Annotated in this window: 22 protein-coding genes; 2 read left to right on the top strand and 20 right to left on the bottom strand. The window is 63.9% G+C overall.

Annotated features, from left to right (window positions below; all coding sequences use genetic code 11):
• Positions 1–6: 6 nt before the first annotated feature.
• The 14 genes from PO78_RS10545 to PO78_RS10605 form a co-directional block, all read right to left on the bottom strand.
• Complete coding sequence (locus tag PO78_RS10545) at positions 7–1,839, bottom strand: Hsp70 family protein (protein ID WP_043743628.1); 1,833 nt, start codon at positions 1,837–1,839, stop codon at positions 7–9.
• 3 nt (positions 1,840–1,842) lie between these two features.
• Entirely contained in the window at positions 1,843–3,114 is a 1,272-nt protein-coding gene (locus PO78_RS10550) for a hypothetical protein (protein WP_043743630.1), read from the bottom strand.
• Positions 3,107–4,237: a hypothetical protein gene (locus PO78_RS10555; RefSeq protein ID WP_043743632.1), complete on the bottom strand. Its 1,131-nt coding sequence runs from the start codon at positions 4,235–4,237 to the stop codon at positions 3,107–3,109. The genes PO78_RS10550 and PO78_RS10555 overlap by 8 nt, the downstream gene beginning before the upstream one ends.
• 2 nt (positions 4,238–4,239) lie before the next feature.
• The gene (locus PO78_RS10560; protein WP_231570684.1) at positions 4,240–7,662 is read right to left on the bottom strand and encodes a BREX-1 system adenine-specific DNA-methyltransferase PglX; all 3,423 of its coding nucleotides are present in this window, start codon (positions 7,660–7,662) and stop codon (positions 4,240–4,242) included.
• Complete coding sequence (locus PO78_RS22855) at positions 7,614–8,309, bottom strand: hypothetical protein (RefSeq protein ID WP_156147801.1); 696 nt, start codon at positions 8,307–8,309, stop codon at positions 7,614–7,616. Before PO78_RS22855 ends, PO78_RS10560 begins: the two co-directional genes overlap by 49 nt.
• Positions 8,306–11,767 (bottom strand): BREX system P-loop protein BrxC, encoded by a 3,462-nt coding sequence (brxC, locus tag PO78_RS10565; RefSeq protein WP_043743640.1) that lies wholly within the window; start codon positions 11,765–11,767, stop codon positions 8,306–8,308. The genes PO78_RS22855 and brxC overlap by 4 nt, the downstream gene beginning before the upstream one ends.
• Before the next feature lie 43 nt (positions 11,768–11,810).
• On the bottom strand, positions 11,811–12,377 hold the full coding sequence (locus tag PO78_RS10570) for a BREX protein BrxB domain-containing protein (RefSeq protein WP_043743643.1): 567 nt from the start codon (positions 12,375–12,377) through the stop codon (positions 11,811–11,813).
• On the bottom strand, positions 12,370–13,149 hold the full coding sequence (locus PO78_RS10575) for a hypothetical protein (RefSeq protein ID WP_043743646.1): 780 nt from the start codon (positions 13,147–13,149) through the stop codon (positions 12,370–12,372). The genes PO78_RS10570 and PO78_RS10575 overlap by 8 nt, the downstream gene beginning before the upstream one ends.
• Positions 13,146–13,358, bottom strand: a complete 213-nt coding sequence (locus PO78_RS10580) for a ribbon-helix-helix domain-containing protein (protein WP_043743649.1) — start codon at positions 13,356–13,358, stop codon at positions 13,146–13,148. The genes PO78_RS10575 and PO78_RS10580 overlap by 4 nt, the downstream gene beginning before the upstream one ends.
• Before the next feature lie 232 nt (positions 13,359–13,590).
• Positions 13,591–14,271, bottom strand: coding sequence for an SOS response-associated peptidase (locus PO78_RS10585; protein ID WP_043743652.1), 681 nt, complete (start codon positions 14,269–14,271; stop codon positions 13,591–13,593).
• Between the two features lie 22 nt (positions 14,272–14,293).
• Positions 14,294–14,824, bottom strand: a complete 531-nt coding sequence (locus tag PO78_RS10590) for a hypothetical protein (protein ID WP_043743654.1) — start codon at positions 14,822–14,824, stop codon at positions 14,294–14,296.
• Between the two features lie 19 nt (positions 14,825–14,843).
• The gene (locus tag PO78_RS10595; RefSeq protein ID WP_043743658.1) at positions 14,844–15,923 is read right to left on the bottom strand and encodes a tetratricopeptide repeat protein; all 1,080 of its coding nucleotides are present in this window, start codon (positions 15,921–15,923) and stop codon (positions 14,844–14,846) included.
• Positions 15,924–16,911: 988 nt separating this feature from the next.
• On the bottom strand, positions 16,912–17,544 hold the full coding sequence (locus PO78_RS10600; protein ID WP_043743660.1) for a response regulator: 633 nt from the start codon (positions 17,542–17,544) through the stop codon (positions 16,912–16,914).
• The gene (locus tag PO78_RS10605) at positions 17,541–18,971 is read right to left on the bottom strand and encodes a HAMP domain-containing sensor histidine kinase (protein ID WP_052484403.1); all 1,431 of its coding nucleotides are present in this window, start codon (positions 18,969–18,971) and stop codon (positions 17,541–17,543) included. The genes PO78_RS10600 and PO78_RS10605 overlap by 4 nt, the downstream gene beginning before the upstream one ends.
• Positions 18,972–19,169: 198 nt before the next feature.
• Here PO78_RS10605 and PO78_RS10610 point away from each other — a divergent pair, with 198 nt between their 5' ends.
• On the top strand, positions 19,170–21,467 hold the full coding sequence (locus PO78_RS10610; RefSeq protein ID WP_043743663.1) for a TonB-dependent receptor: 2,298 nt from the start codon (positions 19,170–19,172) through the stop codon (positions 21,465–21,467).
• A 151-nt stretch (positions 21,468–21,618) separates the two neighbouring features.
• Here the strand turns inward: PO78_RS10610 and PO78_RS10615 are convergent, their stop codons facing one another.
• The 6 genes from PO78_RS10615 to cadR form a co-directional block, all read right to left on the bottom strand.
• On the bottom strand, positions 21,619–21,831 hold the full coding sequence (locus PO78_RS10615; protein ID WP_034928676.1) for a GDCCVxC domain-containing (seleno)protein: 213 nt from the start codon (positions 21,829–21,831) through the stop codon (positions 21,619–21,621).
• Complete coding sequence (locus PO78_RS10620) at positions 21,828–22,226, bottom strand: hypothetical protein (protein ID WP_043743672.1); 399 nt, start codon at positions 22,224–22,226, stop codon at positions 21,828–21,830. Before PO78_RS10620 ends, PO78_RS10615 begins: the two co-directional genes overlap by 4 nt.
• Positions 22,227–22,297: 71 nt before the next feature.
• The gene (gene tnpC, locus PO78_RS10625) at positions 22,298–23,917 is read right to left on the bottom strand and encodes an IS66 family transposase (RefSeq protein WP_043742004.1); all 1,620 of its coding nucleotides are present in this window, start codon (positions 23,915–23,917) and stop codon (positions 22,298–22,300) included.
• Positions 23,918–23,946: 29 nt separating this feature from the next.
• Complete coding sequence (tnpB, locus tag PO78_RS10630) at positions 23,947–24,306, bottom strand: IS66 family insertion sequence element accessory protein TnpB (protein ID WP_043742005.1); 360 nt, start codon at positions 24,304–24,306, stop codon at positions 23,947–23,949.
• On the bottom strand, positions 24,306–24,614 hold the full coding sequence (gene tnpA / locus PO78_RS10635; protein ID WP_043742008.1) for an IS66 family insertion sequence element accessory protein TnpA: 309 nt from the start codon (positions 24,612–24,614) through the stop codon (positions 24,306–24,308). Before tnpA ends, tnpB begins: the two co-directional genes overlap by 1 nt.
• Before the next feature lie 124 nt (positions 24,615–24,738).
• The gene (cadR, locus tag PO78_RS10640; protein ID WP_043743675.1) at positions 24,739–25,209 is read right to left on the bottom strand and encodes a Cd(II)/Pb(II)-responsive transcriptional regulator; all 471 of its coding nucleotides are present in this window, start codon (positions 25,207–25,209) and stop codon (positions 24,739–24,741) included.
• A 118-nt stretch (positions 25,210–25,327) separates the two neighbouring features.
• Between cadR and PO78_RS10645 the strand changes: the two genes are divergently transcribed.
• Complete coding sequence (locus tag PO78_RS10645) at positions 25,328–25,840, top strand: hypothetical protein (RefSeq protein ID WP_034928684.1); 513 nt, start codon at positions 25,328–25,330, stop codon at positions 25,838–25,840.
• The last annotated feature ends 72 nt before the right edge of the window (positions 25,841–25,912 follow it).

The raw sequence follows: 25,912 nt of genomic DNA on the forward strand, positions 1-25,912 counted from the left end.
AAAACGCTACCGCTCCGCACCATGACGCGCGTACCCACCGCTGGCGCACCGACAAAGGGGGTCGTTCGAGCGGCGACCGCACAAAGCGCACGGCTGGTAATAAAGCTTCTCGGCTACCTGCACCGGCGGAGGGTTATGGCGAACGTCGAAGTAATAGGGGTTCAACTTAGCCATTACTTCGCCAGGCACAAGCATTTCGTCCTTTCGGGAGGACACGTTTGATCTGAGCACGATATCTCCGGGACCACGCAAACTGGCCACACGGATGTTCTCCGCGACATCACGCTCCGCCCCCTCGACGCCTCGCTCAGCGCTCACCCGCCATGCGGAGTCTTTTTTTTTAGGCACTTCGAGGGCGAACTCAAGATGGTGGACCTCGCAGCGCGCGGCATCACGCTGATTCAGCGACTGAACCACGCCGGTAAGGATGAGGTTCTCATCCACTTCCACCTTCAGGCTGAGTCGCTCCATGAACGGCTGAGCTTTCGAGTCAACCTTGACTTGCATCGTACTCAAGACGGTCCGCGGGTCGTCCCGGTGGACATCTCGCCCAACACGCAGAGGCGTAACAATCTGGAAGCGCGCATGCCCATCGCTCGGGTCAACGCAATACAGGCTGAACTCGTCAGTTCGGCGCTCACCCTCGACAGGCATCTCAACGCCGGCATCAAGCAGCCCCATGTAGGAGTTGCGTGCCAATGAGAGCTCTACGTTCTTGGAGAGTCGAAGTCGTGCCTGGTCGTGTGCAACCCACGCAGCACCTTCGGAGATGAGCGACGCGCTGCGCTCGGAGAGAAAGACCCGTGCCGGCCCAAAAATCTCATGCAAGCGCGACTTGATGAGTGGCATGTTCGCCATGCCGCCCGTCGCGAGGCATAGCGAAATCGCTGCGGGAGAAACCTCGTACTTTTCGAGGAGCTCCGTGATTCTGGCAACACCCTTCTTGACCAGGCTCCCGACGATGGCCTCAAGGTCATCTCGGGTAAGACGAAGGTCAAGCGCCGCATCGTCGACACCGCTGAAGAAATGCTCAACGTATATCGTCCAACTACTGACCGCGGGGTCGCTTAGGGCAATTTTGGCTTCCTCACATTCATGAAGCAGACGTACGTCCGCCCCTGGCAGTCGCTCGACCTCGCTTCCTAGTCCCCGTGATTCGCGAACACGCCGTTCGACCTCATGACGAACCGACTGGTCGAAGTGGTCACCCCCCACATCGTCCGTACCGTAGTTTTCGAGCTGGACGAAGACCCCATCGACGAGCCTGCACAGCGTCAAGTCCAGCGTTCCACCGCCCCAATCGAAGACCAGCATGAGCTGCCGGTCATAACGGCGCAGCTCGTTCTCCAGCGTATCCAGTGCGCGAAAGTGTCCGTACAGCGCAGCCAGCGGCTCATGTACAAACTGCACAATACTGATGCCCGCCATCCTGAAGGCATCGCGCAGCAAAGCTCGCCTGCGCCCCTCCATATTGACCGGGATGGTGACAACCGCCCTGTCGAAGTTCAGATTTCGGACGATGTCCGATTCGATTGCCTCATTTCTGAGATATGCGACGACATCGCGAACGATATCAACAGGGCTGCGGGCCACCCCCTCGACATCAACACTCTCTCGACCCAGCATCGTCTTGGGGGAGCGAACGACGCTCCCATGCACCCCCAGACCTGCTACGCCGAGCCGCTTGCGAGCCTCACGACCCACAATCGTCTGCCCGCCCTCGTATGAGACCACCGAGGGAATAGGCTGCCCTTCATCCTCAAAGCGAATCACCCGGTCGCCGACCACCACCGATACCAAGCTGTTGGTCGTACCGAAATCGAAACCGACTACCGTCATCGCTTACTCCTCCCTCAGCTTCGCTATCTCGGCACGCAGTGCGTCGACCACTCTCTCGGCACGCTGAATCATCACTTCGACCCGTGGATTCGGGTTGCGCAATGCGCTCAAGCCAATCTCGAGTTGCTCAACATCAGAGACCAGGCGCTTCACCAAGCGATGGCGCACCTGCTGGTTGTCGTCACGAAGGTGGGTGACCTTCACATCCTGGCTGCTCTCCAGCTTTGCCAGCCGCTCCTGAGTCTCGCTCCTTTCCTTCTCACGCAGCGCCTTCAGCGCACTGAGTTCGGCACTCAGGCTCTCCTTCTCGGCTAGCAAACCGTCGCGTTCCTGACGCAACTGATGAGTTTCAGCAGCACTTTGATGTGCTCGCTTTGTCTGCTCTTCGGCCTGTTGCTGAAATACAGCGCATGCAATCGCAACCGGTGCGAGCTCCGAGACATCGGTTATGGCGCGCAGCTTGTCGGTATCGTCCTCGATTGAAGCTGCCGCCTTCTTCCACACCCCCTGGAACAGCATCTCCGCAACGTCATGCAGGCTGCGCCCACGCATCTCCCTCAACCACACCGCAACCAGATAAGAGGCATTCCGGTGCAGCACCTCGAGGTCGGCGCGACTCAGCTCGAGCTCTTGACTCTCCTTCGTCGTACCGAGCTCGTGTATCAATCGCATGGCCTCAAGCGCAGATGGACTGAAATCCCCTTGGTTGATGAACAACGCCAAGGCAGGCTGCTCACGGAAGAGCGGGTGCTGCAATATTGCCTTCTTCACAAACCCCAGCAGTTCGTTCCGAAGTGACGGATAGCCCTGAAACTCCCGACTGACAAACACGAGTTGCCTCGGTACGGCCAACGTCACATCTTTCTCAGCAACTCCAAGGAGCTCAGGTTCCCGCTCACCAAGCCTGAAGTTAGTCGCCAGATTCCGAATGAAACCAGCCTTCTCCTTTAAGTCCGCCAGCTTCTGCCCTTTCCTTCCATAGGCATACTCGATGTAATCGGCGAGTGATTCGGGCTTGTCTTGCTTCGTCCCCGTCTTTTCACCTCGCTTGGCCTTCGCTGGCCCGGAAGCATTCTCGTCAGCGCCCTGTTCGCGGGCGCTACTCTGCTCACCGGTCAGTTCCGCAAGTGTCGATGTCGAAGTTGGCTCCGCGTTGCTTGCCCCGTCAGGCTTCGCAGAGTCTTGCCGCCACGACTTGCGGCCCGGGACGGGCTCGGAGAGTCGAACCTCCCCCGTCGCCTTGCTGGTAATCGGGATTCGTTTTTGCTTAGTCATTGTTCACGTCCTTCGCCTGCAGCCTGCCGAGCAGTCCTTCTGCCCAGGTCTCGGTTTCCGGCAACCCAATCAGCTCGCGCGCAATCTGCCGCGCACGCTGGTCATCGCCTCTGACGAGACAGCTCTCAGCCAGCATCAGCCTGATTTTCAGCTTGTCGTACTCGGCCCATGGATGTTCGAGGGCCGCTTCCAGGTTACCCAAAGCCCCAGCCATTCCGTCGAGCCCACTCGCCAGCCAAGCCAGTATTGATTCCGAATGGATGTCAGTCAGGAGCGCTTCGATGGCACTGTCAGTCTTGCTTGAAAACGGCGCGCCAAAAGCCCCTGAGCCCCCCTGCTTTGCCGCCAGCAGACTCTCGAATGCACCCGCCGCCGTCCGTAGGCGTTTGGTCGGCGCGAGACGGCGTGCATCAGCGAAGCGGTTGAAGTGAAACGCCACCAACGCGCGAATCAAGCGAGCAACCGGGCGGTCGAAACCCGCCAGCGTCTGTTCGGCTTCGTTGAAATATCTGAGGTACTCGTCAAAGTGAAGACTCGAGCTTGGCGCCCGCTCCTTGGCCAGTACGCCGTATAGGTAGCGCGTCAGACCTTGGACGAAGTCCTTCGCGCTCTCGAACGCCTCGCAGTCCCGAATCAGGATTTGGATAGTCTCGACAGTCAAGCGGCGCAAACCGGCAATTCGAAGAAGGGCCGCCTCAACGCCTTTCAAGTCTTCATCACGGGCAATGCGTATATCCACCCTGTGGGAAACCGTGACCCCCGTCCCAATCAAGTCGAGATTGACGAATTCGTCACGGAGCAACGCGAGGTGGGGTGCGACACGGCTGACGGGCATGGCGCGCCCGTTGACACGCACCTCTTCAGCCAACGCGAACTCGAAGTCACCTGATGCAAACGGCGACCGAATCCTGACGGTTTGCGCGCCAAGCTCAAATCCTTGGAAGAATGCCCGTGGCTGCCGAAGCGGATGAGCCTCGAATCGATGCTTCCGAAGCGCCTCAAGGCTGTTGAAGCTTGCACTGCAGCGTTCGCAATCGAACCGCATCGTCAGGTCTGGCCCAGCCCAGTCACCAAACCCCGTCGGTTCGTGGAACTCGCTGTAACCGGTATGCCAAAAACCCATTTTTAGCTCCCTCTCCCGGCATCCCGCGCCGCGCGCTTCTCCGCCAACGCCAAATGATGGTCATTGATGCGGTCGCCCTTGAACACCGCGAACCACGGCGCGCTCTCCACGTCCTTACCGCGGTCCTTGTCCCACTTGATGTTGAGCTTCGGGCCTTTGTTGTGGCGCAGCACGCCGGCGGTCATCCAGGGGCGGATGTTGAGGCGTACGCCGTCGTTTACGTCGGGGTTCCAGCCGATGGGTTGTTCGGCGAGCGGTTTCCAGCGCACGAAGACGTCGAAGGGCGCTTCACCTTCGAGGATGGCTTCGAGCTTTTTCTTCAGCGCCTGCGCGGCGGCCAGCCGCTGCGGGGCGCCGTCGATGCCGCTGGCCACACCCGCTTCCTGGATGCGAATCCAATCGCCCAGGTAGGTGTGGATGAGGCGCTCCAGGTTGCGGGCGTCGAGCTTGTGGTAATTGACCAGCGCGCCAAAGCCGTCCTTGAGGCCGTCCCACACATGCCAGATGAAGGGGCGGTGGTGGAAGCGCCTGGCGTGCTGTTCGAAGAACTTTTCGCGCAGCCACACTTCCAGGCTCTTGCCGGCGCAGTCGGCCTCGGCCAGCAGGCGGTCGAGGGTGGAGGCTTTCCAGCTGCCGGGGGTGACGGTTTCCCAGGCGTCGATGAGCAGTGCGAGCAGGCGCTCGTGGGCGGGCTTTTCGCCGCGCACGGCGGGCAGGCAGACGATGCCGTCGTCGTCGGCGTGGGCGGCGAGCTTGTCGGTCTGCGCAATCCACTCGCGGGCTTCATCGGCGAGTTCCATGTCGGCGTCGGTCTCGGCCGGCCAGCGGTAGCCGAGTAGGCGGGCGACGGCGACCTGCAGCGGGTCGGTGGCGGGCTGAGGGTAGCCGTGGAACAGCCACTGGGTGGGGTCGTCGGAATAGGGCTTGGGCAGGCCGTTGGGGTAGCGTTCGGCGGCGACTTGCTGCCAGTGGGCGAGGTCGAAATCCGCCATTTCATAATACCCAGGGTCCACGCAAAGCGACTGATTAACAAGGCGCACTGCAGATGAGAACTCGCTGGAACTGCAGAATGCCCATATCGCTGGGAGGTCTGCAACATCCTTAGGAATCAAGACAAAAGCCACGTTCTCAAATACTTCTCCAAGATACCTAGTGACGGAAAGAGAGCGTGTTTTACCGATTGCTATACCTGACTTACCCCAGCAGTCGCGCCCCGCAATGGTTGCACCACCACCGTTTGCTTTACGAGCCAACTGCCCTGTACCCGACTCCCACAAAAGAGCAAACTCACGCCCCATGAAATCCGCAATCTCAGATACAGGGCCCTGCTGTAAGGCCCACATATCAGGGCCGATATGCTCAACCTCCCAGAAGTTTCTGCGGAAGAGCGGTGCATCGCCAGTTGTGGTTCCTCCACGCACAACTGCATAGTCTCCCAAGCGTTTAGCGCTTCCCGTTTCCGTCAATTTGATGACGGCATCCGGATTCCCCAGCTGCCCCTTCTGCCCCACGGACACGACCGCCCCCTCCCGCAGCAGCGCCGCCTTCTCCGCCGCCCCCTTCGGTCCGCTGGCATCCACGCCGCGCAAGGCAAACGCCTCGTCCGCCGGCGCATGGGTCTGGGTGAGCAGGACGATGAACGCCCCCGCCGCCTGTGGGCTGTCGAAGCCGCCCTCCCCCAGCCGCGCCAGCAGGTTCCACTGCACTCGCTTCAGCAGGCTTTCGCGCTGCTTTTTGTAGCTGGTGAGGAACAGCCAGTTCTGCGGCATCACAATCTGCACCACACCGGCCGCGCCACGCTGCGACAGCTCCAGGCAGCGCTCCAGGAAGACGTTGGCGAGGTCGTTCTTGGCGTCTGCGTAATGGATTTCGCAGAAGGCCTTCAGCGCCTCGGACTGCTTGCCACGCGCCAGATAGGGCACGTTGGTCACCACCAGGTGGTAACGCGCATCCAGCAGCCGCGCCGCATCGAGCAGGCCGCGGGCGGTCAGGGCGTGGTCCCAGGCCTCATCCTGCACCTCGTTGCCCTCGCCCCACAGCGTGGCCGGGCGCTCGGTGGACAGCGCACGCTCCAGCAGCTCGCGCAAGGTGTCGAAGCTGGGGGTGGCGAGGTCGTTCTTCAGGCTTCGCGCCGGGTCGAGCAGGCTGCCCAGCAGCGGCGCCTGAGAGAAGCTGTCGTGCAGCAGGCGCAGTTCCTGGCGCAGGTAGGCGGCGTTCGGCACCTCGTCGGGAACGAGCGCCATCCAGTCCGCCGCCCGCGCCGCGACCTTCAACCCGCAGCAGGCAACGTTGGGCGCGGGCATGTCCGCGCGCACGCCCAGCGGCTGGCCGGCCTCGTCCGGGAAGCGCCAGGCGGCGAGCGCCAGCGCGAACACCGCGATTTCCACGCAGCGCGGGTCCAGCTCCAGGCCGTGCAGGTTGTCGCGCAGCACCGCATCCACCGCCTCGCGGGCGGAGAGGTGTTCCGCCGTCATGCGCATCGGCACCAGCATCAGGAAGGCCGCCACCAGAAAGTGTCCCGACCCGCAGCAGGGGTCGAGCAGCTTGAAGTCGGCCAGGGTGTCGGGCCAGCCCTCAAACTTGCCAGCGGCCGGCGTGCCATCCTCCAGCGTGCGCAAATAGGTGAGCGGCACCGGGCAGGGCGTGTCCGGGTGGCGGGTGAGCCACCAGGCGCCGAGCGCGTTGTGCAGCAGGAAGTCCACCATGTAGGGCTCGGTGAACAACTGGGTGACGGCGGGCAGTTCGTCCGCGCCAATCTTCACCTCGGAGGCGTTGACCTCGTCCTTGCGCCGCGCCTGCCAGAACTGATACACCCAGCCCAGGCTGTCGCTGGCCTGGAAGACCTCGGGCGGCAGGCCGCCAAGCAGTCGTTCCAGCTCGCGCTGATGCTCTGGCGCGAACACCAGCTCGAACACCGGATGCTGCGGCTTGAACACCTGCGGCAACATGCGCGCGGCGAGCTTGCCGGCCAGTTCCCACTCGCTGCGCGCGCCCATCGCCATCTCGGGGTGGTGGTCGACCATCTCGCGGCAGTCCTGCAGCGACACCGCCGCACCCGGCTCCCACAACAGCAGGCCGTTTTCGGCGAGGAAGCGGGCGAACAGCATGCGGTGCCAGTGCTCGTAGGCCACCTCCCACACCAGCCGGCGCAGCTCCTGGGTGTCGTCGCCGTGCTTGGCATCGCCCAGGCTGCGGCCGTGGGCGCGCAGGCGGCGGCGCAAGGCGCGCTGGGCGTCGTTCAGGTAGTCCGGCAGCCTGCCCTCGCCCACCGCGAGCTGCTGGAGAGCGGCACGGGCGGCGGTCTCGGCGATGTCGCGGGCGGACTTGACGGTGTTTTCGAGTTGGGTACGCAGCGATTTGGCGAGAGCTGACATGGTTATCCCAGAAAAGCGACCGCAAAGGCCTTGCGGTGAAACTGCTGACACAGGTCCCAAAAATCACGGAACTGGTTATGCGTCATCGCTTCCAGGAGGCCGGACGAGGCTCCTTCGCGTGAAATGACGTAAACGAGCTTCTCCCCATTGATGACATCAACGTCTACCGGGTCCGAATGAAAAGTGGCGACCCCTGGTTTGCTTGAATCCAAGGGAGCGACTCCCGGCGAAACCTTGACGTAATGATTTCCGTCTTGCCGCAGACTCCCTCTGGCAGTGGTTGGAGCTCCCAGTGACGGAATGTCTGCGACATCGCACAACCAAGTATTGGCCAAAACACTCGTGTGCTTGGACAGCTCGGCCGGTGTGCCAATGACGGGGAATGCATAATAGATGCAGCCCTTTGGTATTACCCCTCCGCCTTTGACTGTAAGCTTGCGAAGGTTCTCTAGCTGCTCATGCGGAGCCTTGAACTGGCGCTCACCTGATTTCAGCACATGCGTCGAAGCCTTCATCTGTACGATGAAAAGCCCCTTTCCAATACGAGTGGCGATGTCAAAGCCCTGCTCTGCCTCTTGCATTTGAGTGAGGCCGAACCACAGAAGCCTGCCACCACAAGCGTGATTGAGTTGGCTGGCGAAATTGAGCTCAAGGGTCTTTTCGGAGAGTTTCGCTTTATCCCACGGCATCGCCGTCATAGTGCGACAGGCCCCTTCTCAATCGCCTTGAGTAGCAGTCGCTCTACCTCCATCAACCACGCCGTCACCTCGCCCGCGTCATTCAGGGTCCGCTGCGGTAGCTTCACCTGAACCACATTCGGCTTGAGCAGCTTGGCCGCATCCATACGGACGGCCCCGAAGCGGGTCGTGAGTGCCTGTGCGCGTTCAATCCAGCGCTGCAGGTCGCAGCCATCCAGCGCGTCGGCAAGCTTGTCGGCATTGGAGAGGTCGAGGCTTGCGGGTGCGTCGATGTGATGTGTGCGAATCAGCTCGGAACGCTGAGCGTCGTCAAGCTTTTGCCAATTGCTGTCGGCGTCCAGTTGGGCCATCTGCTGCTCATACTCGGCGCGATAGGCATCGAGCTTGGCGTTGAGTGCTTGGCGCAGAAGGTCGGTGGTGCGTTCCAGCAGCGGACGGACCGGGTCAGGCTCGGCGAGCAGGCTACGCTGCGCGGTGATGGCCGCAACCTCGGCCTTGAGTTCGACGTAGGGTCCGAGCGCGCGGGCATGCTCGAGCAGCGCGTCGAGTTGGTGCCACAGCGGCAGGCGCTGTTTGATGAGCTTGGCGGTCTGTTCCCACTGTTTGGCGAGCGCGATCAGCGCCTCTGCCCGTGAGAACAGCTCCAGGAGCAAACCATTACCCAAAGCCTGTTCCAGCGCCACGATGGCATCGGACCTGGGGGGCTCGGGTTGAGGTGCAGGACCACCAGCACCAAGCGCCAGCTCCTTGAGCTTGGCAATCAGGATTGGCGCCTTGAGCAGCTCTTCGTTGGGCTGGCAGCCGACGCCCAGGCTCTGGAACAGACCTCGAATCCTGATCTTCTGGACCGGCGAGATGTTGACCGATTCAGGCTCGAAGAATGCTTGGGTGAGCTTGCTGCGTTCGAGCGACTTGGCATCGACCGGGCGATGGGCCATGTCGCGCGCCTTGAGCTCGCCCGTGGTGAGCAGGATGTAGAGCGCGCCGTCGATGGTGTCGCGCGGCCAACCGTAGGGCGGCGACTCGAAGTTGTCGCGAATCTCTGCGCCCTTCTTGCCCGCACCGAGAAAGCTCACAACCTTCTGGCACACCGCGTGTGATTTTGGCTCCTGGAGGTGCCCGATTGCCCGCATGGCCTCGGCGTTGCCCTTGCGCGCCTCGTCCAGCACTTTGTCCCAGCCCTTCTGGTCGGCGACATCGAACTCGCGATACAGCCGAATGACCGAGGACTTGACGGCGGTGTTGAGGCGATCGGCCAAGTCGTTGCCCTGGGTGACTTCCTGCCCGCCAGCCTGAAACACGCGGACACCCGCGAACAGGGTGTTGAGCAGCGTCTCGATTTCCTTCTCGGCATTGCGCTGACGGCTTTCCATCGAGCGCTGCGCGTTACGCCCCTCCTCCGTGTTCGGCGTGCCCTTGCGGCTTAGCGTGGCTTTTGCTGCCTCGAGGGTGACGATCGCGTTGGCGAGGTCCGTTTTGCTCTGGGCCGGCATGAAGGCAAAAAGCGTCGGGTTCTCGGCACTCTTCGCGCGGGCTTCGGCAATTACCGATTTCTCATCTGTCTGCCAGCCGTCCTGAATCCACAGGTAAAGCGCCTTGTCGTTGTCCTTCGGCAGCGACTCGTCGAAGCACGCAGTCAGCGTTCGTACCTCGGGGGCTAAGCCCTGGACGGCACGGACCTTGGTCAACACCGAGCGGAAACGCGCTTTGAAGAAGTCTGCCCGCTTGACCTCGATGTTCTGGGGGGAGGCCTTGAGCTGGGACTCCTGCGCACGAAACTCCTCGTACCATGCGCTCGATTCGCGGGTCTGCAGGTGGTACTCGGCGCCATTGGGGCCGTCGAGCGCCATCACCAGGTGGTCTTTCTCCTGGAGCGCGTCAAGCAAGGTTGGGATGGTCTTACGAAGCTCGGACGATCCGCTCTTTAGGTCGGTGACCAGCAAGTCGGCCAGGACGTCCTCGGTGGGCTTAAGGCCAATGGCAATCGCCTTTTCGGGCGGCAGCTTGTTGATGAGGTAGATGAGCTTGAGCAGTCGGGCCTTGAGCTGAGACGGGCCATCGCCGGCAGCGAAGCGCTGCACGCTATCGAAGATCTCGCGAGAGAGCTGGGCGGTGGAGACCAGGTTGGCGGCAATCTGGTCGTAGAGAAAGTCGCCGGAGACGACATGGCCAAGCGGCAGCTCGGCGGTTTCGAGCGCAGCCTCATGGACGACCCGGAGTTGGCTGCGCAACTGGGCAACGGTGCCGGTGGCGTCGATGGTGCGAAGGACGTTTTCCCAGAAGCGGCGGCGCACGGGCAGGATGGGGTAGTCCGCAGTGATGAACGCCTCGTCGTCGGTGACGTGCTCGAGCTTGGTGCCACGCAGGTGGCGGGAAATTTCACCCAGGTTGTCGCGCCAGACACGGTCAACCTCCGGTACTGCAGTCGACTTCTTGGCGAGGATGATTTTGCGGGTGACGTTCTCGACGTCCCAATCCCCCAGGGTGACCTGCACGGGGAAGCGTCCCATCAGACGCTGCAGGTTGGGCATGCCGGACAACGCGGATTGGCCGGTGCCCACGAACAGAAGCTGACCGTTGAAATGCTTGGAGAGAGACTCGGTGACTTCCTGAACCTTGTAGGCTTTCTCGGCATCCGAACCGATGTATTGCTGGACCTCGTCTAGCACGACCAAAGTGAGGGGGAACTTGCCGCCTTCCGAAAGGGCGCTCTGGATGGCGGCGACCATCTCGTCGTTAGTGACGTCGCCCACCTGCGGGAATTGCGCCTTGATGAGCTGGCGGACTGCTGCCTCACTGTCTGCAAGGCCGCGATTGGCCTGCAACAGTGCGTTTGACAGGTGATTCGATACATACAGATGGGGCAACTCTTGCGCGAGACGGCGGCCCGCGGCTTTCAAGTTGGACTGAACCGCTTCGAGCAGCCCCTCATGCTTGAGCCACATCACGAAGCGCGCCTGTGCGAACTGCTCCGGCAGCCCCTTGGACTTGAAGATGATGCCGAGCAATGCCAGGCGAACGTTGTCCCCTGCCCCGGCGCCCAACTTTCCGGCCGCGGCGTGCAGACCACCATTGCGCTTGCCCTCGGTGCTCAACTCCTTGAACTGGTCGGCAACTCCATCCGGCAGATCGGCAAGCCCGCGCGCAGAGGCGCCGCCCGGAAGCTGCTGATCGGTCCACAGCGCACGCAGCATTTTCGCCAGGTGCGACTTACCTGAACCGTAGAAGCCGGAAATCCACACGCCAGGCTGCTCGGACTTTGCGCCGAGGTTGCGCAGGAACGTCTCGAGAATGGTCTCCGTGCCCTTCGCATACTGGCCGTCGCACACGAAGGACTCCAGTTCGTAGCGCAGCACTTCGAGCGCGGCATCAGAGTGGTCCTCGGAGACTTCAGCGACACCATTGTTGGCCAGCCGGTTTTGTTCGGGGGATTTGACGTAAATGTCGCGGTTCAGCACTGCGTGTTTCCTTGTTCTTGTTGGTTCTGCAGCTGCGTTCTGCTCAGGCTTCCTTGGCCAGCAGCGGCACTGCGAGGTAGTTCCAGCCGTCTCGGGCGTCGAGCAAGCGGTACGCGTGGTTCTCGGGGTGGTATTCGCCGGGGAAGAACACGACCAGGCGCCCACCCACCGTGTCCTTGATACCTTCCACAATCGAGGAGACGCGGGCCAGGCCGAAAAGGCTACCCACGCCCATCAGGGCCACCACCGTGTTGGGCGTGGCCTCGGTAACAATCGTCGTCTTGATGCGTTCGACCAGGCCATGGACGAACTCGACGATCTCTCCGGCCTGATAGCCGGTGAGGTCCTCTGGGCACTCGAAGTAGGCGTCGCGATACTCCTGAGCAGCCATCCATTCGGGAAAGGCGTTGGTGACGTCCACAAGCAGCCACTGATGACCTGCCTCCAGCGTGGCCAGGCGAAACTCGTCGATGTGCGCCCGCAGACGCAGTTCGTCGGTCTTGTCGTACACCGCGAAGATGACGCGTTGAATGGCCGCCAGGCCTCCTGCCCACGGCACCGAGATGTGCTCCCGGTAGGCACCGACCAGCTTCGCGACTTTGCTACTCATGCAACCATTGCTCCTCATCCGGAGTTAGAAAGCCCGGGAAACGGACTTCTTTGACGCCGCCGGCATTCAGAAAAACGATTTGGCCCCGATGCGAGGCAGAGTTTGCCAAGACTTCTAGCTCGTCAGGCGAGCTACATAACAGCGTCATCCAGTGGGATGAGAACAGCCGTTGCCCTGAGAGCCCCTCAAGATGCCCCAAGAATAATGCATAGGTGATGTTGCTCGGCGTGACTTTTGGCGCGGCGCGAACCTTTCGCCTACGCCCCACCATGAACCCCGCCTGGGTCCAGCTTCCGTTGATGTTTTGGGCGATGGATTTGAGCGACGCCGGACTGAAGCGGTCCGGTTCGTTTGCGGCAATGAGTTCCTCGACCTCTTCGCGCTGCACGGCGTCGCCTTCGCCCTTGGCGAGCACAAAGGCCTCCGAGAGCCGAAGAACCGGGTCGCGCACCATTGCAAGCGTCAGGGCGAGCAACGGCCTGGCAGCCTCATCAAGCGCCCAGAGCTTGCGAAAGATGCGGAAAACCGGAATGACAGGGTCCAAGCCGTAGAGTTCGACGAGGTGGCCGAACGTGAGCAGACGCGATTTCTGTGTCGGCTTGCCTAGAACGTTGAGACCCACCACCTCGTCACGGTAGCCGTCTCGCGTCGTTTCCGACGTGGTGTGTTCAAAAAGGAGCATCAGCTCGTCGAACATCATGGTGCGGGCGGCATGCGTGCCGCTGCGACCAAGTCGGTAGCCCAGCTTGATGAGGGATTCGTTTGAAGTCACGGGGTCTTGACGGGCTTGCGACGGCTGGAGGCCGGCTTCTCTTCGGTTTGAGCGGGGGGCGAGATGGCATGACGCTCGCAGTAGTCGATGAGCAGATACTCAATCATGTTGCTGAGCGTGCGATGCTCGCGGTCTGCAGCGAGGCGTAGCAACTCCTTAATCTCGGCAGACATCCTGAGATTGATTGCCTCGGTCTTGCGTCGAGCCATCGGTTTGCGCCCCACACGCCTTGTCTTTACATTGTGTAGACTTTATAGGCCTTGCTCTTGGATGTAAAACCAACAAGCCGACCGGATCAGCCAGTGAGCTGAGCGTCACGCAATCCAGCCGAGTTCTCCAGGAAAACCGTTCTTGGAGGGCTTGCGTCTGAGCAAACGGCTCGCGCATCGTCGGACGAAGAATGGCTACGATCGTGTCGTGCGCAGAGGCGAGCGACAAGACTCAGAGCGGCTGGATCAGGTTCGCCCCCTCGTTGCGAACGTTGCCGACCGCTTTCCCCACGGGATGCACCGCGAGCGCCGCTTCGGGACACGGCCTCACCAGCGCCTGCACCTGGTCGGCCGCAGTCGCCCCGTTCAGCCACGCCCACCAATCCCCCGGCGCCAGGATCATCGGCATGCGATCGTGCAACGGCCGCATCGCCGCGTTGGCCTCGGTGGTGACGATCGTGAACGTGTCGAGCTCCGCGCCGTCGGCCGGCCTCGCCCAGCGCTCCCAAAGCCCGGCGAGCGCGAAGAACTCGCCCCCGACCGGGTGGATGTAGAACGGCTGCTTGCCGCCGCCCTGCCGGTCACTGAGGTGCTGCCACTCGTAGAACCCGTTGGCCGGCACGATGCAGCGCCGGCGGCGGAACGCCGCCCGGAACGAAGGTTTCTCGGCGACCGACTCGCCGCGCGCGTTGATCGACCTGGTGGCGATCGTCTCGTCCTTCGCCCACCACGGCACGAGGCCCCAGCGCAGCCGGTGGATCACCCGCTCGCCGTTCGACCGCTGGCGCACCACGGGCAGCCACTGCATCGGCGCTGCATTCCAGCGGGGCTCGAACTCGAATCCCTCCGGTGTCGCGTCGAACGCCTCGCGCAGGCGGGACACCGGACCGTAGAGGGCGTAACGACCGCACATGCGCGCGCCCTCCCCGGCTGCCTCAGTGCAGCGTACCGGAAGGCCCGCCCTCGCCTTCCTTCACCGGCAGCAGATCCGTGAACCGCCCCCGCACGTCGGTGTAATGCCGGAACTCCAGCACCCCGATCGTGCGCTTCTTCTTGCTGATGCCCTTCGGCTTGATCTGCACCTGGGCGACCCACACGCCGTGGCGGGTCTCGAGCGACAGGCTCACCACGTCGATCCGCCAGCTCGCCGGACAGTCGGCCAGCGAGCCGTACTCGTCGAGGATCTCCTCGTAGCGGGCGACCTTGTCGGCACGCAGGCTGTAGGCCTCCATCAGCACGAGAACGAAGTCGGCGTCGAGCTGCTCGGCGAGCATCTTCACCGCGCGCGCCGCTGCGTCCTTGTCGGCCGGCGAGCGCATGACCAGCGCCGTGGGGATCGTGGCCCCAGTGGTGAAGTTACCGACGAAGGCCATCGGCACGAGCTCTTCGCCCTGCTCGAGGAGTTCGCGCGCCTTGTCGATCAGCGGCGCGATCGCCGCTCGGTAGCGTTCGGGGAGCTGGCTCATGTCGGGGTCCTCGCCGGGCTCAGCGCTCGCGGCGCATCTTCACCGCCGCCTCGTATTCGCGATCGAGCCCGGTCCCGGCGTCGCCCTTGGCGTCGAACATCCGAAAACCCACGTGCATGTACGCCAGCAGCGCCAGGCCGGAGAACTCGCCCTCGAGGTTCTCGAGCGTGTAGCGCACCGCCGGCTTGTTGATCTCGAGCCCGTTGCGGCCGAGCAACGCGATCTCCATCACGATCTGCCCGACCTTCGCCTGGTCGAGCTTGGCGAAGCGATCGAACGCCGCCTGCATGTACATCACCGCGTCCATGCGCAGCCCGCCGTCGACCGCCGCGCGCAGCTCGTCCTGCCCGATGCGCGTGAGCGCCTCCTCGGCCATCTCGCCGGCCTGGTGCTCCGGGAAGCGCTTGACCACCGCCTTGTACTGCTCGGCCGCCTCCTTCACGTGCGACGGCCCGAGCGCCTCCAGGCACTGCGCGAGCCCGAGCTGCGCCCCCGGATCGGCCGGCGCCAGGCTGGCCGCCTGGCGGAAGAACGGCAGCGCCTCGGCCGCCCGGCCGGACCGCATCAGCACCGCCGCCAGGTTGCGCTTGGCGAAGGCGTTCTCGGGTTCGAGCTTGACCGCGTCGCGCAGCGCGTTGGCCGCCTCATCGGCGCGTCCGGTGCGCGCGAACGCTACCCCGAGCGCGATGAATGCGTTCGCGTGCGTGGGGTCGAGTTCGACCGCCCGCTGCAGCGGGGCGACCGCCTCTGCCGGTCGCCCCAGTTCGGACAAACACAGCCCGTGGCTGTAGGCGAGCTCGGCGTCGTCCAGCATGCCGTCGAGCGCCTCGAGCACCGGCAGCGCATCCTCCAGGAAGCCGTTTTGCAGCAGCCCGAGCACGTAGGCCTTCGGCTCGACCCCGCGCTCGGGGACCGCGACCACGCGCACGAACGCGTCATCGACCGCCACCACGGCCTGCCAGCCGCGCGCCGCGTAGTCGAGCGCGTAGCGCCCGATCACCGCCTGCTCGAACTCGGGCGTACCGCGCGGCGGCAGGCCCGCCGGGTCGAGGTCGGCGAGCTGGATCTGGAAGATTTCGGGGGCTTGGCGGGTGGTCATGACGATTCAATCAGGAGACGTGAGGAATTTCGTGGCGGATTGTCGCACAGGAGGGCCAAGCCTTCCGGCCCGACCGGCCTTCTGCAATCCCTCCCCTCCATCTACAGGGTAACTGCCTCAGGAATAGGCGAACTTGTAGATCTGGCTTGCCACTTGGGCTGCCATCGCTTATCCACAGGATCTCCCACATCCCTTTCCCCAGCGACTGGGGACAAGCTGGCTATCAATAAGTCGGTGCCCGCCGCTTGGCGCGGTCAGATGACTCGAGAACAGGGACGGTCGTGCGGGACGGGCGTATGGCTGCAGTTGATGTCGATCTTGCACCCGGGACCAGCACGGGCTGGGTGCAGGTTTATGAACCGAGGTCACCTACCCATGGGAGGGGTGCCTGTGACCACCCCCTGATCGCCAACTGCAAGGCGTCCGTGTCGAGGCCCTTAGCATAGGCGCGATGGATCGTCAGGCTCCCAGATCAGCTCCTCCGTTCGGCAGCAGTGTCAAACCCCAGATTTGGACGGATGGTGGCTCCTCGTCGGCCTCAGCTGCCGGTGGCTTGATGGCACAGTCAGGCAGCAATGTGTTGGTCACCTGCCGTTCGCGCGTCGGGCGACGGTGAACGGCGGCTTCTCCGTCCGGCGAACTGGAAGTATCGACCCACAGCCGTCTTTGAACCACGGGTAGGCTCAACGGCAGGTTGCCGGGACTACCGGACCTTGAGCCTCCCCTCGAACAGCGGACAGTCGCCACACGCCTGGCCAGCGTCGACCTCGGCCGTACGTACTCGACCGAATTGACGATGCGAGAACGCACCTTTCACGTCCTGCGCCGTTGCTATTGGCGTTCTGGGTCACGCGCCGTGGTGGGAGATTGTCCGACGTGCTCTCGTCGGTGGGTCGGTTGGCCACAGTCCCGTGACCCTATGAAGGAGGAGCAGACCTGAAGCACGCTGGAGCACTGAGTAGTGGGCCGAAGGCAGCGGCCTTTCGGTTCACTCGAGCAGTGCGTGGGTCCGCGCGTAGCGAAACATCTCCAGCGCATTGCTCAGCCCGGTCTTCTGCCGGATGGCTGTCTGGTAGTTGGCGACGGTCTTGGCGCTGACGCAAAGCCGCGCGGCAATCTCGTCGACCGCGAGTCCCTGCGCGAGCATCGTGAAGACTTGGAATTCCCGCAGCGACAGCACCTGATGGGGCGCCTGGCTGTCGTTCCCGGCTTCGCCCAGGGCGCGCGCGGCTTCCTCCGACAACGGCTGCCCGCCTGCGCCGAGGTCGAGCACCGCTGCGATCAGCGCTTCCGGGGCGCTGCTCTTGGTCAGATAGCCGTCGGCACCCGCCTGCATGGCTTGACTGACCATCGCCGGCGCGCCATGCATGCTGAAGACGAGAACCTTCAGTGTCGGCACTCGGGCTTTGAGCCGCCGCAGTGTTTCGAGACCGCCGCGCCCGGGCATGGAAAGATCGAGAATGAGAATGTCGGCATGATTGGCGCTCAGCCAGGTGTATGCCGTTTCGCAGTCGGCGAATTCGGCCACCACGCTGACATTCGGCTCCAGTTCCAACAGCCGTCGATATCCGGTGCGCACCACGGCGTGATCGTCGGCGATTGCCACGCGCAAGCCGGTCATTCGACTGTCCTCGCGTACGTCATTGCCGATGCGCGGTCGGCTGGCTCGCGTGCCGCTTCCGGCCAGGGAAAGCGTGCCTGAAGGCACAGCCCCCGCGGCCCGCCCGCCGGGCCGCGATCGAGCATTTCCAGTTCGCCTCCGTGGGCCCAGACCCGCTCACGGATGCCGGCCAGGCCATTGCCCTGCTGCAGGGCCTCGGAGTAGGAGGCAATGCCGATGCCGTCGTCGCACACCGACCACTGCACACCCTCCCCGGGGCGAGCGGCGAGGGCCACTGCCACCGTTTTCGCGCCGGCGTGGCGGGCGACGTTGGTGAGCGCCTCCTGGGTCATGCGGTACAGGTTCAACGCCAGACCTTGGGGGATATCGCTGCCGTCAAGGTCCACGGCCAGCTGGTAGTGGATGGTTTGTCCAGGGCGCTGGCGCCAGCTCTGGACCAGGGTTTCGATCAGGTCGCAGATTGGAATCGATGCGCGGCTCCCTTCGTCGCACGGGTTGCCGAGCCAGCCAAGCAGATTGCGTATGTCCTGCTGGACGCGGGCGCATTGCTGCTCCAACTCTGCCGCCACGGTGTGCAGCTCCGGCTGCTGCTCGGTCCGCCGCAGCAGATAGGTCGCATCCGCGCGCATCGCGGTGAGCGATTGGCCGAATTCGTCGTGCAACTCGCGGGCGATGTGGGCGCGCTCGTCTTCCTGCAGGGTCAGCACCTTGAGGCTGAGCAGGCGTCGCTCCTCCTGCGTCTGCCCCAGCGCCGCCGCCAAGTGGTTGAGGGCACGCGCGATCACATCGAGTTCGCGGATGCGCAGGGCGGGCAAGCGTGCCCCATAGTCCTGGCGCTCGAAGGCGGCAATGGTGTCGAGGATCTGGCGCAATGGCGCAAAGGCGTGCCGCACCGCCCAGTACAGGGCAGCCAGCAGGCTGAGGCTATAGAGCAGCAGGACCCCGGTGACGCCGAGGATTTCGTCGAACGCCTCTCGTTGCTCGCTGAACGGATGCGTGGTCAGGGTGATGCGAAACGTGCGGCCATCGGCACGCTCCAGCAGCCAGGCCGATTCCTCCGCCGCGTGCGGGCGCGCAAAGAGTCCCAGCAGCCACAGGAAGGGTCGCATTGCCGGCGGGGACAGTTCCTCTGCCACGGATTGCGCCAGCACTTCACCGCTTCTCCCATCCTCGAGCCGGAACTGGAGGTGACGCAAGCGGCCCAAGCGGCCCGCTTCGCGCAAAGCCTCGATCCGCTCCCCGAGCGCATTGTCCGGCGCGTTCTGCAAAGCGGCGAGCTGGCTGCTCAAGAGCGCGAGCTGCCCGGCGCCCTGGCCTTCGCGGCGGACATCGGATTGAGCCCGCCACGCCGCGAGGAGCAGGACGCAGAGCAGACAGGCGAGCGAAATCGCCGCCGCGCGGCGCAACAGTACGTAGGTCAGTTCCATGTGGGCAGTATCACATCAGCCGGGCGGTTCGCGCACCGGATAAAAGTCGGGAATTATTCCTATGGAAGACGACGCGGGGCGTACGTACTCTGCTCCGTGCAATGTATCCGGCGGGATTTCGGCACAGGCCAATTGCAAGCGAATCGAAGGCCGCGAGAACGACCACCTGACCCATACCAGAGCACCACAAGGAGCATCATGCAGCACGATAGCCGGGCACCAATCCGCAAAGCGCTGGCCCTCTTCATCGCCTCTGTGGGGCCCGCCGCGACGGCTGTCGCCGCCGAGACCGTCGAACTCGCGCCGGTGGAGGTCGTCGGGACCACGCCGCTGCCCGGTATCGGCCTACCCAAGGACCAGGTCCCCGCCAACGTCCAGACCCTAAGCAGCCAGCGTCTGCGCGAGGCGGGCGGCCAATCGCTCGCCGAAGACCTGCAGCGCAGCCTGCCCAGCGTCAATGTCAACGAGATCCAGGGCAACCCCTACCAGGCCGACGTGAATTACCGCGGCTTCTCCGCCTCGCCCCTGCTCGGCACGCCGCAGGGCCTCTCCGTGTTCCTCGACGGCGTGCGCGTGAATGAGCCCTTCGGCGACGTCGTGAACTGGGACCTGATCCCCCAGGCGGCGATCGCCACGCTGGCCTTGGTGCCGGGCTCCAATCCGCTCTACGGTCTGAACACCCTGGGCGGCGCGCTGGCGATCCAGACCAAGCGCGGCGACACCCACCCGGGCGGGGAGATCGAGCTGTACGGCGGCTCCTTTGGTCGCCGCGGCGGCTCCGTCGAACACGGCGGCAAGCGCGACGAACTCTCCTGGTTTGTCGCTGCCGAGGGGATGAAGGAGGACGGCTGGCGCGACCGTTCTCCCTCGGAGGTCGGCCAGCTGTTCGGCAAGCTCGCCTGGAGCACTGCGACGACCGATCTCGCCCTCACGCTGGCCCACGCCAACACCGATCTCATCGGCAACGGCCTGGTGCCCGAAAGCATGGAACGCCAACGGCGCGAAGCGATCTTCACCCATCCCGACCAGACGAAGAACCGCAGCACCCTGCTGGCGCTCTCCGGCAGTCAGTGGCTGAGCGACAACGACCAGATCTCCGGCACCGTCTATGTCCGGCGCACCCGCACGCGCACGCTCAACGGCGACGGCAACGACGAGTACGAGGACGAGTTCGAGGAATGGGCCGATGCCGGCTTTCCCGCCGGGGAGGGGCCGGAAAACGGTGTGCTCAACCGCACCCGTACCGACCAGAACGCCGCGGGCCTGGCCCTGCAGTGGAGCCGTATCGCCGGTGCCCACCAGTTTGCCGTCGGGGTGTCCCACGACCGCAGCCGTGCCAGCTTCCGTCAGAGCGAGCAGGGTGGCGAACTCACCGGCAATCGTGGCATCGAGGCCGACGAAGACGAGGAGCAGGTGAACAGCCTACTCGGCCGTACCCGAACCACCAGCGTCTATGCCACCGACACCGTCGCGCTGGCCTCCACCGTGCATCTGACCGGCTCGCTGCGCTTCAATCGCACCCGGGTGATAAACCGCGACCGCATGGGTGACGCCCTCAACGGCGACTTCACCTACCGCAAGCTCAACCCCGCGCTGGGCCTCACTTGGCAAGCCGCACCGACCCTTACCGTGTACGGCGGCTTCTCCCAAGGCAGCCGCGCGCCGACGCCGATCGAGCTGGGGTGCGCCGATCCCGAGAATGCCTGCAGCCTGCCCAATGCGATGGCCGCCGACCCCTTCCTCGACCAGGTCGTCACGCGGACTTTCGAGCTGGGTGTGCGCGGCAGAATCGCCGGCAACATGCTGTGGAATGCAACCGCCTTCCGCAGCACCAACCGCGACGACATCCTCTTCGTCGGCACCGGTGGCAGCCTCGGCTACTTCACCAACTTCGGCCGCACGCGCCGCGAAGGCGTCGAACTGGGCCTTTCCGGGGAGACCGGTGTCCTCGACTGGCGCGTGAACTACAGCTACCTCAACGCGACGTTCCAGTCCTCCGCCTGCATGCTCGCCGAGAACAACAGCACCGAAGGCGAAGGCGGCTGTCCCGACGACGAGATCCGCGTCGAGCGCGGCGATCGCCTGCCCGGGCTGCCGACGCACAGCCTGAAGCTGGGCCTCGGCTGGCGTGCCGCGGACGCGCTACGCATCGGCGCCGACCTGCTCGCGTACTCTAGCCAGTATGTGCGGGGCAACGAGAACAACCGCCACGAGCCGGACGAAGATTTGGGCGGCCGCGGCAAGCTCGGCGGTTACGCGATCGTCAACCTGAACGCGGACTACAAGCTCGCGCGCGACTGGACGCTGTTCGCGCGCGTCGACAATGTCTTCGACCGCCGCTATGCGACGGCCGGCGCGCTGGCCGAAAACCCATTCGTCGGTACTGGCAACACCTTTGAAGCGGATCCAGAAGGATGGCGCCGCGAGCAGTTCATCGCCCCCGGCACGCCGCGCAGTGCGTGGATCGGCTTACGCTACGCGTGGAAGGGGCTTTGATCACGCCTGTCCCCCTCGCCCTGACCGCCCCGACAAATGACGGGTCGTCTCAGAAAACGGAAAAAATCGTACGCTAAGCCGTTCCTCAGCCCCACGATGCAAACAGCCCGCGCGAAGGCGGGCTGTCGATGATGCCGGTGAAAGCTGGGCGCTACCCGCAACACCCGCGCTGCGCCTGAATCGGCGGGCATTTCACCGAGCCGAAGGAACAGAACACGCAGCAGTCGCCGGGGTTGGGGCGCAGCAACGCCTTGCAGTTGCAGCACTCGTAGAAGAACTGGCAGGCGTCGGTCGGCATGGTTTCCTGCTGGGCATATCCACAGCGTGGGCACGTCAACACGGACTCCAGGACAATGGGACTCACGGCGCACCTTGCCCGGTGGCGCGGACGCTCAGACTTACCTTGCCCTTGCTGGCAAGGTGCGCAACAACATGAATTGCGCTTGCCTCGCTGATCTTGAGCTTGGTCGCCAGGGCCGTTGCATCTGCCGCGCCCTGGTCGTCCAGTGCCGCGAGCGCCTCACGTTCCAGGCTTTCCATCCACTCGCCGAACAGGGTGTGAAGTTCGGGCTTAGCAAAGGCGGCCATCGACGTGGTCTTGTGGATGGCCGCCAGGATTTCCGAGCACATTCCTATCATCTGCTGCATGGGGTTGCCGGCCTCGCCGCCGGGCTGACTTCCCATCTGCCCCATCATCTTCTGCATCATGTCCATGGGGCCTTCGCCGCCCGAGCCCATCTGAGCCATCATCTTTTTCATCTTAGGGTCGTCTCAGAAAACGGGAAAAAATCGTACGTTAAGAGTAAGCGGTAACCGAGCGGCGTTCTTGCCTACTTCGAGCGCGGGTGGAGATCGGATCGAAGCGGATTGGCCGCGAAGTGTTGCTTCCACAGCCTTGGGGTGAGTTGCGCGACATCGGCGGCAGGGTGCTGGCCGACGCGCTGGAGCACATCGACCAGATAGGCATAGGGGTCGATGTCGTGCAGGCGACAGGTGGCGATCAGGCTCTGCGCGATCCCCACGTATTTCGCGCCGACCTCGGTCCAGCAGAAGAGCCAGTTGCGGCGGCCCATCGGCACTACGCGTAGCGCCCGCTCGAGGTGGTTGGTGTCGATCGGCACCTCGGGGTCGGCGAGGTAGACCTCGAGGGCGGCCCGGCGCTCACGCACGTAGGCCAGGGCAGTGGTCAGCGGTGAGCTCGGCAGTAGCCCCTGGGATTCGAATTGGGCGCCGACCCAGTCGAAGAACCGGTCGACCATCGGCTTGGCCTGGGCGAGCCGGTATGCGCGGCGTGCCTCGCCGATGAGTTGTGCCTCACGGATGTGCTGCTCTACCGCGTAGAGCTGGCCGATCATCTCCAATGCCTGCGTCGCCCGTTCGGGCTCGATCGACTGGGCCTCGAAGAATTTTCTTCTCGAGTGCGCCCAGCATTGCGCGCGCGTGAGCCCGCATTTTTGTGCGTAACGTTCGTAGGCCGCGTAGCCGTCGGTGAGCAGCACCGCCCCCTCGGGCGGTGGGTCGGTCCCCAGGGTCTGCGCAATGTGTTTGCCACTACGCCCCTCGTGATAGGCGAAGCAGATTTCGTCGCGCTCGCCATACACCGGCCAGAAGTAGCCGCCCTTCATCTTCCCCGGGCCGGCGCGCCCGGCCTTGATCGGGGTCTCGTCCATCGCCTTGATGCGACTTGCGCGGATCGAGTCGAACTGGGCCGTAAAGACCGGCTCGAGCAGCGCGAGCGCCGCGTGGGTGAGCTGCGTGAGCCACGGGCGCGAGACCCGGATGCCGTTGTCCCCGAGCCGCTGATGCTGGCGGTACAGCGGCTGGTGGTAGCAGAACTTGTCGGTGATGAGCCCGGCGATGAAGCTCACGTCGGCGCGGCTACCGTCGATCACCCCGGCGGGGGCCGCCGGGCAGTGGATCGTCTGCGTGTCGCGGCGCTTGATGACCGGGCGCACGTACTTGAGGATCACGTAGCTGCCCGGGCGCTGCGCCAGGCGGTGGCTGACCTTCTCGCCGATCACCTCGAACTGCTCGGCGGTGAGGCCCTCGATCTCGGGGTTGGCGAGCGTGATGGTCTCGACCGGGACGCGCGTCTCGTCGAAGAACAGCGCCGATTCGTCCTTGCTCTGGGCGAAGTCGGTGTGCGAGGCACGACGGGTGTGTCCGGCTACGCTCTTGCCTGGGGAGACGGGCTGCGTGTCGGGGATCGGCAACTCACCCAGATGCATCTGCGTCGGGTCGGGTGAAACCACGCGCTTCTCGCTCTTCTGGCCGAAGAGCTGGCGGCGGAACCACTCGAGCTGATGCTTGAGCGCCGCAAACTCGAGGCGCATCGCATCCATGTCGCGCTGCAAGGCGACGTTCGCCTGCGCCAGTCCGACGATCTGCTCGGGCGCCCACTGGGCGGCCTCGGCAAGGGTCGGAACGGGGGTGCAGTGCGGTGCGGACATGGCACAGATTTTACCGCAGAGCCCAGCATTCATGCGGGCTGCACGGCGTTTGTAGGTAATCTGAAACGGCGCTTGTAGCGGACCGGCTCGATGCCTTCGAGCAAGAGCTTGAGCCCGGTCCAGTCCATCTGACGCGTGCTGACGTGCGCCCAGTTCGACACGAAACGACCCTGCTCGAGGCGCTTGGCCCACACGCAGAATCCGGTGCGGTCCCAGTACAGCACCTTCATCTGCGTGCCGCGCCGGTTGATGAACACGAACAGCTCGCCCGACAGCGGATCGCAGCCGAGCGCCTGGCGTGTGAGCGCGTACAGGCCGTCGAAGGATTTGCGCATGTCGACCGGGCGGCCATAGACATGGACCCGGACTGCGCCTTCGGGGAAGAACATCAGCCGCGCGACAGGTGAAGGATCACGCCGTCGCCCAGATCGAGCCGCAGTTCGAGGCGACCGGTGCCTCCGAGTTTGAGCGTGCCGGCGTCGACGAAGCCGGTGGGCTCCATCACCGGCGCGGCGGGCTGCGTACTCGGTTCGCCCAGCAGGCGACGCCAGCGCCGGAAAGTCGACTCGCTGAGTCCCTCACGGGCGCAGAACGGCTCGATCCCCAGGCCGCTCGCGGCAAACCGCGCAAAGACGGTTTCCCACTCCTGGCGGCTACGCCGCCGCCACTTGTTGTTGGTCGCTGTCGCCCTGGTCACTGCCGGCTCCTCCCTGATGAATGTGGGAGGGATTGTTCCGCGTGGGCGCGGGCGGGCAAAGAACGCCGCTCAGTGACCGGTTACCGTTAAGACTCGTTGACCAGCCGCCGCAACGCAGCGCCGATCAACGTTCCTTCGCTTTTTGCGTCGTCACTGCTGGATGTTTTCTCCCCGCCGGATGGCATACGCACGCCTCGCCATGGGCGGCGGCCTCCAGTTCGTGCAGGATGCCGCAGTCCGCAGCCACGTGCCCGGCCCCGCAGCTCGCCCGCAACGCCACCAACTGATTCTCCAGGGCGTTCAGGGACTTCAACCGCGCCCGCACCCGTCCGAGATGCTCGTCGATCAGCCGGTTGATCTCACCGCAATCGGCCTCCGGGTGGGCGACGAAATCGAGCAGGTGCCTGATCTCCGCAAGCGACATGTCAAGCGCCCGACAGTGGCGGACGAAGCTCAGGCGTTCCAGGTGTGCCGCGCCGTAGGCGCGGTAGCCATTCGCTGCCCGGGCGGGCGGCGGCAGCAACCTCGCCTTCTCGTAGTAGCGAATCGTTTCGACATCGACGCCGGTCGCCTGGCCAAGTTCTCCGATCCGCATGACACCTCCTCGCACGATTGCTCATGCTAAGCCGTTGACCCCGGAGCGACTACAGGGTTTTCAATGTTGACACTGCCGCAGCGGGCAGGACTCAGGGAACCCTCGAAAGGAGCGCAAGATGAAACCATTGATCACGTTGGGATTGGCCGCGGCCCTCGCGATGCCGGCGCCGTCCCTCTTTGCCGCCGACCCGCCAGCCGGCGCGGGCGGGCAGACGAAACAGGAGGCCCCCGGCACGACGGACTTTGACAAGCAGATGGCGCAGGTGCAGGAGAACATGAGAGCGATGCAGGAGCAGATGGACAGGATCCGCCAGACGGAGGATCCCCAGGCGCGGCAGAAACTGCTCCAGGACCACTGGACCACGATGCAGAACAACATGCAGATGATGCACGGCATGTGGGCACCGGGGATGATGGGGTGTTGCGGCGGGGCGCCGATGATGGGCCAGGGCCGTATGGGCGGCCGCATGATGGGCGGGCCCATGTGGGGGGACTACCGGCGTCTGACGCCCGAGCAACTCAAGCAGCGCCAATTCATGATGGAGCAATACATGCCGATGCAGCAGATGATGATGGATCAAATGATGCAGCATCAGCAGTGGATGTCGCAGCAGCCGCAGCCGAAGTGAGCCGTCCCGGGGCGGTCACTTCGGTGTCATGCCCCGCGAGCGACCGTTGCATTCCTCGTGCAGGACCACCAT

The organism is Thauera sp. SWB20 (assembly GCF_000831325.1).
In the GTDB taxonomy this organism is placed as follows: domain Bacteria; phylum Pseudomonadota; class Gammaproteobacteria; order Burkholderiales; family Rhodocyclaceae; genus Thauera; species Thauera aminoaromatica.